Below are 14109 nucleotides of genomic sequence, written 5' to 3' on the forward strand. Positions count from 1 at the left end.
GCGCTTCCCCCCCGGGGGGCGCCCCCCCCCCCCCGGGGGGGGCCCCCCCCCCCCCCGGGGGGCCCCCCCCCCCCCCGGGGGGGGCGGCCCCCCCCCCGGCGAAGGGCTGCAAGGCAGCCCCGGTCATTCACTGAAAACCTGCTCCAACCCCTCGTTCAACGCCTGTTCCAGCTCCCGCTTGTAGCGCAGGTACACCTGCGTCGAGCCCAACTGGTCGTCCAGCAACTCGGACAAGTCCAGGTCGGTGATGTAGCACCGGTAATGGCCGGCACTGCGGCGCTGGCCGATGATCTGCCGGGCCACCACCGCATACAGCTGCTCACCATGCTCCAGCTCGGAAAATTCCTGCTGGTCGCAATACAGCGTCACATGCGCCGCGCCCGCCACCCCGGCCTGGATGATGGCCTGCACCTCGTAGTAAGGCTGATCGCTGCCCTCGACCGGCACCAGGCGCGGCTCGATGCTGCGCGCCTTGCCGGGGCCGGAGGGCAGCAGTTGCGCGTAGTGGATATCCAGCGAAGCCGGCCGCAGGCTATCCAGCGGTAACCGGGCATCCCGGCGCATCACCACCGAACGCAGAAAGCGCTGCAGCGGCAGCAACAGGTGGGCTTCGTCGTGCAGGGGCAAGCGTTGCTGCCACAGGGCATTGTATTCGTCCAGCACGTACAGCTCGGCCCAGCCGCCGAGCAGGCGGTAGAACACCTGGATACAGGCCGGCCGGCCTTGCTCCAGCACCAGGCGCAGGTCGTGGTCCTGCAGCGCATGGGCATCCAGGTACAGCGGGCTGTAGGCGCTGCGCGCTTCGCCCAGGTGCTCCAGCAGCGCCTGATGCTCGCCGACGGTGGTCAGGCCGACGTGCCCGGGCAGCAGCTCCAGCACATGGGTGTGCTGGGCAACCTGCAGCAGGTAACGGTGGTTCAGGCCCTGGTCCAGCAGCAACTGCACGGTGTCGAGAATTTCTTCCACGCGCTGGCCGATGGCCTGGGCGCGGCTCTGGCAGAAACAGCGCACCCGCACGCGCGGGCGATGGCCGCGTGGCGCAGGGCTGTTGAGGAAATCGCGCAGGCAGCGTACCAGCGCGTGTTCGCCGTCATAGCGCTGGACCAGTACCTCGTTCCAGCTGTTGAGGGTGACCTGGTCGAGGGTCAGTACCAGGTTCTCGCGCACCCCCGCATAGCTCAGCGAGTCGGTGCGCTCGGTGGTCATCAGGATGTTCAGGTCACGGTGATGGCGCAGCGGGTCGATGGCGACGTTGACCAGCAGCAGCACCTCGTCGGCAACGCTGGGTTGCAGCAGGCGCACTTCGCTGACGGCCGGCAGGGGCAGGGGAATGCTCTGCTGCAGGCAGCCCACCAGGTTGAACAGCTCGTATTCGCTGAGATCGCTGACCCCCGGGTGCAGCGCCAGGCGCGTACTGCTGTCGATCACCCCGTTGCGGTGGGCCCAGGTCAGCAGTTCAAGCAGCTCGCGGCAGCGCTTGAGCGGGCTGAAGTGCTCGACTTCGTGGGTGCTCAGGTTGCCGGTGTAGAGCTCCCAGTGGTGGCTGCCGGGCTCCTTGCGGTTGGGCGCCTGGACCAGCGTCAGGGTGCCTTCGGCAAGGTCGGGGGCGATGCCCGGGTTGATCACTTCGACCTTGCCGGCGCGGCGCTCGAAGGCCGCGTACAGGCGCCGGCCCAGCACGTTGAGGTCGCGCTGGTCGGCGCGGCTGCTGGCGTTCTGGGTGCGCGCGAACTGGCTGAGGAAGCGGTAGCTGTGGTTGAGCTCGGCCACCAGCTCGCGGCGTTCGACGGCCACTTGTTGCACCTTCCATTGGCTGCGGCTGTCCAGCAGGGCCAGCTGACGCTCGTCCCAGCCCCATTCCTTGGCCAGGCGCTGCAATAGCCGGCGTTGCCAGCCATTGGCCCGGGCCGCATCGCTGAGCTTCTTGTTCACCTTCAGGTACAGGCTGCGGCGCACCAGCTCCAGGCGTGCGGCCTCGCCACGCTGCAGCAGGTAGCGCTCGATGCGCCGGTACACCATCACGTAGGGGTCCAGCTCGTCGAGGTCGAGCTGGTTGGCGAACACGGCCTGCTTGTAGTCCAGGCTCAGACAGCGTACGGCCGGGTGTTCGCTGGCATAGGCTTCGGTCAGCAGCAGCTTTAGCAGCGACTTGTACGGCGAATCGATGCCTTTGAACAGCTGCCACAAGCCGGCACCGACGAACTCGCCGGGTGGAATGTGCGCCAGGTTGCCGAGGTCGAGGGCGTCCTGGCTGCGGATGAAACGCTTGGACAGCAGGGTCTGGGTGTAGGTGTGGTACTGGTTTTCCTGGTAGACCGGTACCAGCCACCACAGCGGCGTGCGCCCGGCCAGCCAGATGGTGGTGCGGTAGAACTCGTCCAGCAGCAGGTAGTGCTGGGTGGTGCCGCAGTCGTCGGAGCCGAGCTGGCCGTCGCGCTGGCCCTGGGCGAAACCGTGGGTGTCGATCAGAAAGAAGTGCGCCTCGGCCCCCAGGCTTTCCGCCCACGCCTCCAGCAGCTGGCATTTGCGGCGCAGTTCGCCCAGCAGCTCGTCGGCCAGGCCGGGCGCATGGCACACCCACAGGTCCATGTCGCTGTCATCGGCCTGGGCCAGCGAGCCCAGGCTGCCCATCAGGAACAGGCCATGGATCGGGCGTGGCGGGTTGCCATGGCGCGCCTTGTAGGTGAACGAGCGGGCCAGACGCTGCGCCTCGACCAGCAGCTCGGCGCCTGGCTCGTAACCTGATACGCCGGCGGGAGTGGCGCCGGAGACATACCCCGGCAGCAGCGGATGGTTCACATGAAACAGCAGCGGCAGCAGCGTCAACACCTGTTGCTGGCGCGTCGACAGGCCCTCCAGTGCCCGCTGCAGGCGGCCCTGGTTGAGTTGCAGAAAGCGCGCACGCAACGTCGCCAGGACCTTGCGGTCGATCCCTTCGTCCAGGTCGGGGCGGATTTCGTGGGGGTGGTTCATTGCGCACTCGGGCAGGCCAGTGGGGCTGTGGCGAGTTTAGCCTGAGTGGCAGGGGCGGATAAGCGGCAATTTGCTATTGACGCCATTTTCCCAGCGCGGCTGCGCTTGCTCCAGCTTTCCCTGCACATGAGGCATGATGGGCGCCTTGAGCTGATTATGAGGTTTTCCGATGCGTGTGTGGATCGATGCCGACGCCTGCCCCAAGGCGGCCAAGGATCTGATCGTCAAGTTCGCCCTCAAGCGCAAGTTCGAGGTGGTGATGGTGGCGGGCCAGGCGGTGGCCAAACCGGCGTTCGCGCTGGTGCGCCTGATCGTGGTGCCCAGCGGCATGGACGCGGCCGACGATTACCTGGTGGAACACGCCGTGCCTGGCGAACTGGTGATTTGCAGTGATGTGCCGCTGGCCGACCGCCTGGTGAAAAAGGGCGTGGCGGCGCTGGACCCGCGTGGACGCGAATTCGACGAGCGCAACATGGGTGATCGGTTGGCGGCGCGCAACCTGTTCACCGAACTGCGTGAGCAGGGCCAGGTGGGGGGCGGCCAGGCGCCTTATGGCGAACGTGAGAAGCAGGCGTTTGCCAATGCGCTGGACCGGATCATCGCCCGGTTGTCCAAGCCCTGAAGCGGGGCCACAGGTGCAGCGTGACCTGTGGCATACGCATTCCCCTGTGGGAGCGGGCAAGCCCGCGAAGCAGGCGACGCGGTGGATGGCACCGGCTGCGCCGGTGTTCGCGGCCACGGTATCGCGCCAGCTTTTAGAAATTGACCAAAGCCGTGCGCTATCCCTGTGGGAGCTGGCTTGCCGGCGATGGCCCGCGCAGCGGGCCCAAGGATTTACTGGTCACCCTCGTGCGTCAGCTCAAGCACCCGGTCCACCAGCTTGTAGATGCCGCCCGCCGCCTCGCTGATCGACTTGGCCTCCATGTACGCCGGGGTGGTGACCAGTTTGCGCTGGGTGTCTTCGACAATGTCGTGCACATCGCATTCTTCATGGGTAGCGCCCATCTTCGTCACGGCCGCCGCAGTGCCCGCGTCGCTACCGATGGTGCAGACCACACCCGGCCCGTAGATCTTCGCTGCCAGCGCCGGCGAGATGCAGATCAGGCCAACCGGCTTGCACGCCGCGGCGAAGGCTTCGGCCAGGGCCAGTACGTCCGGGTGGACGCTGCAATTGGCGCCCTCCACGGCAAAGTTGGACAAGTTCTTCGCCGCGCCGAACCCGCCCGGCACGATCAGCGCATCGAAGTCTTCGGCCTTGGCCTCGCGGATGTCCTTGACCTCGCCGCGTGCAATGCGCGCCGACTCCACCAGAACGTTGCGCGACTCGGGCATTTCCTCGCCGGTCAGGTGGTTGATCACGTGCATCTGCGCAATGTTCGGCGCAAAGCACTGCACCTGCGCCCCACGCTGGTCGAGGCGCAGCAGGGTGATCACGCTTTCGTGGATTTCGGCGCCGTCATATACGCCACAGCCGGAAAGAACCACCGCCACTTTTTTTGTCATGCTCTGTACTCCATTGTCGAGGCACCAAATGTCTTCTAGTTTGGCAGATGTCGCTTATTTGGATCGCAACTACGGCGGCGTGTTCATTCTCTGGGACCGCCTGTTCGGCATCTTCGAAGAAGTACTCGGCTGGGTGAGGAATGCGCCGGCACTGTACCTGGCCGGCACACTGGGCCTAGCGGTGGTCGTGCGGCTGGCCTGGTTTCTGCTGCTGGCGTACAGCCTGTTCAGCCTCTGCGGCCTGGGCCTCGTCCGCCGCCTTGCGCTCTGCACGCAAGGTGCGAAAGCGCCGGCGCAGCCACAGCAGGCCGCCCAGCGCCAACAGGCCGCCGAGCACCCATAGCTCGTAGCGCTTCACGTTACCCAGCAGGCTTTCGAGGATGGCGCCGAAGTGGTACGCGGCCGCGCCCAGGGCCACCGCCCAGATGGCCGCGCCGATACCGTTGAGCAGCAGGTAACGGCGCGGCGGGTAGCCGGACAGGCCAATGGCCACCGGCATCACCGTGCGCAGGCCATAGACGAAGCGGAAACTCAGCACCCAGATGTCAGGGTGGCGGCGGATGTGGTCCAGCGCCCGATCACCCATCGCCTGCCAGCGCGGCTTGCGGGCCAGGATCCGGCGCCCGTGGCGACGGCCCATGAAATACCACAGCTGGTCGCCGGCATAGCTGCCGAAGAACGCCACCAGGCACACCAGGTTGATGTCCATGTAACCGCGGAACGCAAGGAATCCCGCAAGCACCAGAATGGTCTCGCCTTCGAAGAAGGTGCCTAGAAAAAGGGCGAAGTAGCCGAAATCCTGCAGGAATTGTTGAAGCATTTTCTGAGGTGCTGGCGAAATGAACGCGAAGCCTACCCCTTCGCGCGCGTTCGTGAAAGTGTCCAAATGTGTCTCGACATGAACATTTCCCGCTCAAAGAATGCCGCAAGCCACGCGTCATGGCTTGCCCTGGTGTGTAACACAGGCGTCATAATGGGCGCTTATCTTGCCGCTCAATAGATGATAGGGCGTTAACGTCCTCAGGAACGCCAGATGAATAATGAAGTGCTAACCCCTGTCGCGATCAAGGATGCTCAGGAACTCCCCGAGGAGATGGTGCAGACCCCGCCAGACCTGCCGCCGGCCCCCCAGCCCGCAGTGGAAGCGGTGGCCGAGCCCGTGGTGCCGGCGCCTGCGCCAGCCCCGGCGATCGCCGTCCCCGGCCTGGACGACAGCAGCCTGTACATTCATCGCGAACTCTCGCAGCTGCAGTTCAATATCCGCGTGCTGGAGCAGGCACTGGACGAGAGCTATCCGCTGCTCGAACGCCTCAAGTTCCTGTTGATCTTCTCCAGCAACCTCGACGAGTTCTTCGAGATCCGCGTCGCCGGCTTGAAGAAGCAGATCAACTTCGCCCGTGAGCAGGCCGGCGCCGATGGCCTGCAACCGCACCAGGCCTTGGCGCGCATCAGCGAACTGGTACACAGTGAAGTGGAGCGCCAGTACGCGATCCTCAACGACGTACTGCTGCCCGAGCTGGAAAAGCACCAGATCCGCTTCATCCGCCGCCGTTACTGGACGCCCAAGCTCAAGACCTGGGTGCGCCGCTACTTCCGCGACGAAATTGCCCCGATCATCACCCCGATCGGCCTCGACCCGACTCACCCGTTCCCGCTGCTGGTGAACAAGAGCCTCAACTTCATCGTCGAGCTCGAGGGGGTCGACGCCTTCGGCCGCGATTCGGGCCTGGCGATCATCCCGGCCCCGCGCCTGCTGCCGCGGGTCATTCGCGTGCCGGAAGAAGTCGGTGGCCCGGGTGCCAACTACGTGTTCCTGTCGTCGATGATCCACGCCCACGCCGATGACCTGTTCCAGGGCATGAAGGTAAAGGGCTGTTACCAGTTCCGCCTGACCCGTAACGCCGACCTGGCGCTGGATTCCGAAGAGGTCGACGACCTGGCCCGCGCCCTGCGCGGCGAACTGTTCTCGCGCCGGTACGGTGACGCGGTGCGCCTGGAAGTGGCCGATACCTGCCCGAAACACCTGTCGGACTACCTGCTCAAGCAGTTCAGCCTCAGCGAAAGCGAGCTGTACCAGGTCAACGGCCCGGTCAACCTTACCCGGCTGTTCAGCATCACCGGCCTGGACAGCCACCCCGAGCTGCAATACACGCCGTTCACCCCGGCGATCCCCAAGCTGCTGGTCAACGCCGACAACATCTTCAGCGTGATCGGCAAGCAGGACATCCTGCTGATGCACCCGTTCGAGTCCTTCACCCCGGTGATCGACCTGCTGCGCCAGGCCGCCAAGGACCCGCACGTGCTCGCCGTGCGCCAGACCCTGTACCGTTCCGGGGCCAATTCGGAAATCGTCGACGCCCTGGTCGACGCCGCGCGCAACGGCAAGGAGGTCACTGCGGTGATCGAGCTGCGTGCGCGCTTCGATGAAGAGTCCAACCTGCAGATGGCCAGCCGCCTGCAGGCCGCCGGTGCGGTGGTGATCTACGGCGTGGTCGGCTTCAAGACCCACGCCAAGATGATGCTGATCCTGCGCCGGGAGCAGGGCGAGATCGTGCGTTATGCGCACCTGGGTACCGGCAACTACCACGCTGGCAACGCCCGCCTGTACACCGACTACAGCCTGCTGACCTCCGACGACGCGCTGACCGAGGACGTCGGCAAACTGTTCAGCCAGCTGATCGGCATGGGCAAGACCCTGCGCATGAAGAAGCTGCTGCACGCGCCGTTCACCCTGAAGAAGGGCATGCTCGACATGATCGCGCGGGAAACCCAGTTCGCCCTCGAAGGCAAGCCTGCGCATATCATCGCCAAGTTCAACTCGCTGACCGACGCCAAGGTCATCAAGGCGCTGTACAAGGCCAGCCAGTCGGGCGTGAAAATCGACCTGGTGGTGCGTGGCATGTGCTGCCTGCGCCCAGGTATTCCGGGGGTTTCGCACAATATCCAGGTGCGCTCGATCATCGGCCGCTTCCTCGAGCACACGCGGGTGTTCTACTTCCTCAATGGCGGCGAAGAGCAAATCTACCTGTCCAGTGCCGACTGGATGGAGCGCAACCTCGACAAGCGCGTCGAGACCTGCTTCCCGGTGGAAGGCAAGAAGCTGTTGCTGCGGGTGAAGAAGGAGCTGGAAGGCTACCTGACCGACAACACCCACGCCTGGACCTTGCAGCCGGACGGGCGCTACGTGCGCAGCACGCCGACCGGCAACCAGAACCCGCGCAGTGCCCAGGCGACCCTGCTGGAACGCCTGAGCAACCCGGTCCTCAACGTACGCTGAGGACGAAGCCGACCCGGGCCAGCCACTCCGCCTCGTTGGCGAAGTCGGCCTGGGTCAGCTGGTTCTGTTCCAGCCAGCCGGCGGGGAACACCACATCCAGGCTGCTCTCGCCAGCCTTCAGCTCTACCTTGGGCATCTGCTGGTTGCCACGGATGTGGTGGAACAGGATGGCGAAGCGCAGCAGCACGCACAGGCGCAGCAGCTTGACGCCTTCCTCGCCCAGCTCGGCGATCTTGTCCTTGGGAATGTTGCGGCGGTGGCCGCGTACCAGCAGGGCCATCATCTGCTGGTCCTCGCGGGAGAACCCGGACAGGTCGGAGTGCTCGATCAGGTAGGCGCCGTGCTTGTGGTAGTGATAATGCGCGATGTCGAGACCGATTTCGTGCACTTTCGCCGCCCAACCCAGCAGATCGCGCCAGTTGCCATCTTTCAGCCCCCAGGCGTCGGCCACTTGGTCGAAGGCATGCAGCGCCTTGCGCTCGACGCGCGCGGCCTGGCCCTGGTCGACGTGGTAGCGCTCCATCAGTGAGTTGAGGGTGCGTTCGCGCACGTCTTCGTGGTGGTGGCGGCCCAGCAGGTCGAACAGCACACCTTCGCGCAGGGCGCCGTCGCAATGGTCCATGCGCTGCAGTTCCAGGGCATCGAAGATCGCTTCGAGAATCGCCAGGCCCGCCGGGAAGATGGTGCGGCGGTCTGGCTTGACGCCGTCGAAGTCGATCTTGTCGGCCTCACCCAGCTTGAACAGTTTGCGTTTTACCCAGGCCAGGCCTTCGGCGTTGACCTCGCCATTGCCCAGGCCGCCGGCCTTGATGGCGGCGCCGATGGCACGGATGGTACCGGACGAGCCGATGGCTTCGTCCCAGGTCAGGCGGTGCAGGGCGTTTTCGATGCTCATCAGCTCCAGGCGCGCGGCGGTGTAGGCCTGGGCGTAGCGCGCCGGGGTGATCTTGCCGTCGCGGAAGTAGCGCTGGGTGAAGCTCACGCAGCCCATCTGCAGGCTTTCGCGCAGCAGCGGCTCGAAGCGCTGGCCGATGATGAACTCGGTACTGCCGCCGCCGATGTCGGCGACCAGGCGTTTGCCGGGGGTATCGGCCAGGGTATGCGACACGCCCAGGTAGATCAGGCGCGCTTCTTCACGGCCGGAAATCACTTCCACCGGGTGGCCGAGGATGGCTTCGGCGCGCTGGATGAATTCGTTGCGGTTGCGCGCTTCACGCAGGGCGTTGGTGCCGACGATGCGCACCGAGCCTGCCGGCATGCCGTTGATCAGTTGGGAAAAGCGCTTGAGGCAGTCCAGGCCTCGTTCCATGGCTTCTTCGCTGAGCAGGCGGTCTTCGTCGATGCCGGCGGCCAGCTGAACCTTCTCGCCGAGCCGCTCGAGAATACGGATTTCGGTATGGTGGGCCTTGGCCACGACCATGTGAAAGCTGTTGGAGCCAAGGTCGATGGCGGCGATCAGGGACAGGTTCTTCGCGATGGTATGCGGCATGATCTGGTTGTTCTCGGTCGTTAACCCGGCAATCGTGCCACGATAGCAGGCTGTCGCCAACGCGTGGCACTCAGCCGTTGAGCTGGCCTTGATGCAAGGCAATGGGCCGTTCGATGCTATGACACTTGCGTGACAGTTTCGATTCGCGGCGTCTTGCACAACTATAGTTACACTCAATCGTCCGTGGCTTCCTGTAGGAGACGGGTGCGGCTATGATGGGCAACGTTTTTTATGGCTTACGACCTTGGAGATTTCCATGAGCGACAAAATCAAACACGTCACCGACGCCAGCTTCGAAGCCGAAGTACTGCAGGCTCAAGGCCCGGTGCTGGTCGACTACTGGGCTGAGTGGTGCGGCCCATGCAAGATGATCGCTCCGGTTCTGGACGACATCGCTGCCACCTACGAAGGCAAACTGACCGTCGCCAAGCTGAACATCGACGAGAACCAGGAAACCCCGGCCAAGCACGGCGTGCGTGGTATCCCGACGCTGATGCTGTTCAAGAACGGCAACGTCGAGGCCACCAAGGTCGGCGCACTGTCGAAATCGCAGCTGGCGGCGTTCCTCGACGCCCACCTGTGATACCGGAAAGCCCCGCGAATGCGGGGTTTTTTTTGCCCCGAAGGGGCTGCGGTGGAACGATTTACCCCGTCAAAACCACTAGACGTCGAAAAAAGCAAGTGTTACATTCGGCCTCGCACTGCTTCTCCAGTGCCCTCTACATGCCGTCGCCGAAGCATCCCTAATTCGAATCAGTACGCGATCCTGTCGCCATCTAGCGGCGCGGCTTCATTAAGCCAGAAGCTTAATTCTCCCTTCTTACATGATTACGTCATTCCCCTTATGAACCTGACTGAACTCAAGCAAAAGCCGATTACCGATCTTTTGGAAATGGCCGAACAGATGGGCATCGAAAACATGGCCCGTTCGCGCAAACAGGACGTGATTTTCGCCCTGCTGAAAAAGCACGCGAAAAGCGGCGAAGAGATCTCGGGTGACGGCGTGCTGGAGATTCTCCAGGATGGTTTCGGTTTCCTGCGTTCGGCTGATGCGTCCTACCTGGCCGGCCCCGACGATATCTACGTCTCGCCCAGCCAGATCCGTCGCTTCAACCTGCGTACCGGCGACACCATCGTCGGCAAGATCCGCCCGCCGAAGGAAGGGGAGCGTTACTTCGCCCTGCTGAAGGTCGACACCATCAACTTCGACCGCCCGGAAAACGCGAAGAACAAGATCCTGTTCGAAAACCTGACGCCGCTGTTCCCGAACAAGCGCCTGAAGATGGAAGCCGGTAACGGCTCCACCGAAGACTTGACCGGCCGCGTCATCGACCTGTGCGCCCCGATCGGCAAAGGCCAGCGTGGCCTGATCGTTGCTCCGCCGAAAGCGGGCAAGACGATCATGCTGCAGAACATCGCGGCCAACATCACCCGCAACAACCCCGAGTGCCACCTGATTGTCCTGCTGATCGACGAGCGCCCGGAAGAAGTGACCGAAATGCAGCGCACCGTGCGCGGCGAAGTGGTTGCCTCGACCTTCGACGAGCCGCCAACCCGCCACGTGCAGGTTGCCGAAATGGTGATCGAGAAGGCCAAGCGCCTGGTCGAGCACAAGAAGGATGTGGTCATCCTGCTGGACTCCATCACCCGTCTGGCGCGTGCCTACAACACCGTCATCCCGAGCTCCGGCAAGGTACTGACCGGTGGTGTCGACGCCCACGCCCTGGAGAAGCCGAAGCGTTTCTTCGGTGCTGCGCGTAACATCGAGGAAGGCGGTTCGCTGACCATCATCGCCACCGCGCTGGTCGAAACCGGCTCGAAGATGGACGAAGTGATCTACGAAGAGTTCAAGGGTACCGGCAACATGGAGCTGCCGCTGGACCGCCGTATCGCCGAGAAGCGCGTATTCCCGGCCATCAACATCAACCGTTCCGGTACTCGCCGCGAAGAGCTGCTGACCGCCGACGACGAACTGCAGCGCATGTGGATCCTGCGCAAGCTGCTGCACCCGATGGACGAAATCGCCGCCATCGAGTTCCTGGTCGACAAGCTCAAGCAGACCAAGACCAACGACGAGTTCTTCCTGTCGATGAAGCGCAAGTAAGCACTTCGGGCCGGAATTGATTGGGGCCGCTTCGCGCCCCAAGTCATTCTTGGCCATTGGACACCGAACGGCGCTACACTCTGCACCCCGACCGATACGGCCAACACGAGGCTCCTGCATGCAGTATCGCGACTTGCGCGACTTCATCCGCGGCCTGGAACAGCGCGGCGAGCTCAAGCGCATCCAGGTTCCGATCTCTCCCGTTCTGGAAATGACCGAGGTCTGCGACCGCACCCTGCGTGCCAAAGGCCCGGCGTTGCTGTTCGAAAAGCCCACCGGCTTCGACATCCCGGTACTCGGCAACCTGTTTGGCACCCCGGAGCGGGTGGCCATGGGCATGGGCGCCGAATCGGTCGACGAACTGCGCGAAATCGGCAAGCTGCTGGCGTTCCTCAAGGAGCCCGAGCCGCCGAAAGGCCTGAAAGATGCCTGGTCCAAGCTGCCGATCTTCAAGAAGGTCGTGTCGATGGCGCCGAAAGTGGTCAAGGACGCGGTGTGCCAGGAAGTGCTGGTCGAGGGTGACGATGTCGACCTCGGGGCGCTGCCGATCCAGCACTGCTGGCCTGGCGATGTGGCGCCGCTGATCACCTGGGGCCTCACCGTCACCCGCGGGCCGAACAAGGACCGCCAGAACCTGGGCATCTACCGCCAGCAGGTGATCGGCCGTAACAAGGTCATCATGCGCTGGCTCAGCCACCGTGGCGGCGCGCTGGACTATCGCGAATGGTGCGAGAAGAACCCGGGCCAGCCGTTCCCGGTCGCCGTGGCCCTGGGCGCTGACCCGGCCACCATCCTCGGTGCGGTGACGCCGGTGCCGGACACCCTCTCCGAATACGCCTTCGCCGGCCTGCTGCGGGGCAACCGCACCGAGCTGGTCAAGTGCCGCGGCAGCAACCTGCAGGTGCCGGCCACCGCCGAAATCATCCTCGAAGGCGTGATCCACCCGGGCGAGATGGCCCCGGAAGGCCCCTACGGCGACCACACCGGCTACTACAACGAAGTGGACAGCTTCCCGGTGTTCACCGTCGAGCGCATCACGCACCGGCAAAAACCGATCTACCACAGCACCTACACCGGCCGCCCGCCAGATGAGCCGGCCATTCTCGGCGTGGCGCTGAACGAAGTGTTCGTGCCGATCCTGCAAAAGCAGTTCCCGGAAATCGTCGACTTCTACCTGCCGCCGGAAGGCTGCTCGTACCGCATGGCGGTGGTGACCATGAAAAAGCAGTACCCGGGCCACGCCAAGCGCGTGATGCTGGGTGTGTGGTCGTTCCTGCGACAGTTCATGTACACCAAGTTCGTTATTGTCACCGACGACGATATCAACGCTCGCGACTGGAACGATGTGATCTGGGCGATCACCACGCGCATGGACCCCAAGCGTGATACGGTGATGATCGACAACACCCCGATCGATTACCTGGACTTCGCATCGCCGGTATCGGGGCTGGGATCGAAGATGGGCCTGGATGCCACGCACAAGTGGCCGGGCGAAACTACACGCGAATGGGGACGGGTCATCGTCAAGGACGAAGCCGTCACCCGCCGTATCGATGAGCTGTGGGATCAGTTGGGAATAGATTGATGCAGGTAACGTTGCAGCCGTCCGGGGCGGTGCTGGCGCTCGAACCCGGGGAACGGATCCTCGATGGAGCGCGGCGGCTGGGCTATGACTGCCCGAACAGCTGCCGCAATGGCAATTGCCATGTCTGCGCCGCATTGTTGGTCGAAGGCCGGGTACGCCAGGACGGCGTAGTGCGTGACCATGGCGAGTTGTTTACCTGCATTGCCGAACCGCTGGAGGACTGTGTGTTGCTCTGGGATGGTGTGCTCGCCCTGGGCGAGCTGCCGGTGCGCAAGCTGGCGTGCAGTGTCAGTGAGTGCGTCGAGGTCGGTGGCGACGTCTGGCGCGTGCGGTTGCGCGCGCCGGCAGGCAAGCCGCTGCGCTACCACGCCGGGCAGTACCTGATGATCGAGCGCGACGGTGGCAAGCAGGCGGCGTTTTCGCTGGCTTCCGCCCCTCATGCCGGGCGAGAACTGGAGCTGCACGTACTGGCGCGTGAACCGAGCGCCCTGCAACTGATCGCGCAACTGCAGCGTGAGCGCCTGGCGCGCATCGAAATGCCGTTCGGTGACACCCATCTGGCTGAACTGCCCGACGGGCCGCTGGTGCTGATCGCGGCCGGCACGGGCATGGGCCAGATGCACAGCCTGGTCGAGCATTGCCGGGCCCAGGGCTTCAAGCACCCGGTACACCTGTATTGGGGCGTGCGCCGGCCCGAGGACTTCTACCAGATCGAGCACTGGGACGAATGGCAGCGCCTGCCCAACCTGTTCCTGCACCAGGTGGTCAGTGACCTGTGCGGCTGGGAAGGCCGTTGCGGCATGCTGCATGAGGCGGTCTGCGAAGACATCACCGACCTCAACACCGTGCATGTGTATGCCAGCGGCTCGCCGAACATGATCTATGCCACCCTGGACGCCCTGGTCGAGGCCGGTATGGATGCGCACCGCATGCGCGCCGATGTATTTGCCTACGCTCCCCGCGGTTAATAACCGAAGTTTGCAAGCGAGGGTATAAGGCGGTAATTGTTACCGCCTTGGCCAATAACTTTCACCGTTGCCGAAACAGTACTTCCCAGTCGTCGGAACTGCGCATGAAACCCTCGGCGCAGGGCTTGAGTATTCCTGTGTTTCTGTCCTATGGTTACTGCAAGCGCCCTTGGCACAAAGGCCTGAGGCCGTATCGTAATCGAATCTCGC

General features: G+C 63.9%; 10 protein-coding genes. 6 read left to right on the top strand and 4 right to left on the bottom strand.

Going from position 1 to position 14109, the window contains the following annotated elements:
- Window positions 1–123: 123 nt before the first annotated feature.
- Window positions 124–2973 carry a class I adenylate cyclase gene (locus tag C6A77_RS21630; protein WP_114171300.1) on the bottom strand — a complete coding sequence of 950 codons (2850 nt, stop codon included), beginning with the start codon at window positions 2971–2973 and terminating at the stop codon, window positions 124–126.
- Window positions 2974–3142: 169 nt separating this feature from the next.
- Between C6A77_RS21630 and C6A77_RS21635 the strand changes: the two genes are divergently transcribed.
- The gene (locus C6A77_RS21635; RefSeq protein WP_114171301.1) at window positions 3143–3595 is read left to right on the top strand and encodes a YaiI/YqxD family protein; all 453 of its coding nucleotides are present in this window, start codon (window positions 3143–3145) and stop codon (window positions 3593–3595) included.
- 212 nt (window positions 3596–3807) lie between these two features.
- Here the strand turns inward: C6A77_RS21635 and elbB are convergent, their stop codons facing one another.
- Window positions 3808–4476 (bottom strand): isoprenoid biosynthesis glyoxalase ElbB, encoded by a 669-nt coding sequence (elbB, locus tag C6A77_RS21640; protein WP_114171302.1) that lies wholly within the window; start codon window positions 4474–4476, stop codon window positions 3808–3810.
- Between the two features lie 175 nt (window positions 4477–4651).
- Window positions 4652–5296, bottom strand: coding sequence for a DedA family protein (locus C6A77_RS21645; protein ID WP_114171303.1), 645 nt, complete (start codon window positions 5294–5296; stop codon window positions 4652–4654).
- A gap of 213 nt (window positions 5297–5509) precedes the next feature.
- On the opposite strand from C6A77_RS21645, the gene ppk1 reads away from it, so the two are divergent.
- A complete protein-coding gene (gene ppk1, locus C6A77_RS21650) occupies window positions 5510–7753 on the top strand; it encodes a polyphosphate kinase 1 (protein WP_114171304.1) in 2244 nt (747 codons plus the stop codon).
- Here ppk1 and ppx read toward each other — a convergent pair.
- Complete coding sequence (ppx, locus tag C6A77_RS21655) at window positions 7740–9242, bottom strand: exopolyphosphatase (RefSeq protein ID WP_114171305.1); 1503 nt, start codon at window positions 9240–9242, stop codon at window positions 7740–7742. The genes ppk1 and ppx overlap by 14 nt on opposite strands.
- 256 nt (window positions 9243–9498) lie before the next feature.
- Between ppx and trxA the strand changes: the two genes are divergently transcribed.
- From trxA to C6A77_RS21675, 4 genes are all read left to right on the top strand, one after another.
- Window positions 9499–9825: a thioredoxin TrxA gene (gene trxA / locus C6A77_RS21660; RefSeq protein WP_056794137.1), complete on the top strand. Its 327-nt coding sequence runs from the start codon at window positions 9499–9501 to the stop codon at window positions 9823–9825.
- Window positions 9826–10086: 261 nt separating this feature from the next.
- Window positions 10087–11346, top strand: coding sequence for a transcription termination factor Rho (rho, locus tag C6A77_RS21665; RefSeq protein ID WP_003253661.1), 1260 nt, complete (start codon window positions 10087–10089; stop codon window positions 11344–11346).
- Between the two features lie 118 nt (window positions 11347–11464).
- The gene (gene ubiD / locus C6A77_RS21670; protein ID WP_112249853.1) at window positions 11465–12931 is read left to right on the top strand and encodes a 4-hydroxy-3-polyprenylbenzoate decarboxylase; all 1467 of its coding nucleotides are present in this window, start codon (window positions 11465–11467) and stop codon (window positions 12929–12931) included.
- Complete coding sequence (locus C6A77_RS21675) at window positions 12931–13899, top strand: CDP-6-deoxy-delta-3,4-glucoseen reductase (RefSeq protein ID WP_114171306.1); 969 nt, start codon at window positions 12931–12933, stop codon at window positions 13897–13899. The genes ubiD and C6A77_RS21675 overlap by 1 nt, the downstream gene beginning before the upstream one ends.
- Window positions 13900–14109: the final 210 nt, after the last annotated feature.

This window comes from Pseudomonas sp. AFG_SD02_1510_Pfu_092 (genome assembly GCF_003331055.1).
GTDB lineage: Bacteria > Pseudomonadota > Gammaproteobacteria > Pseudomonadales > Pseudomonadaceae > Aquipseudomonas.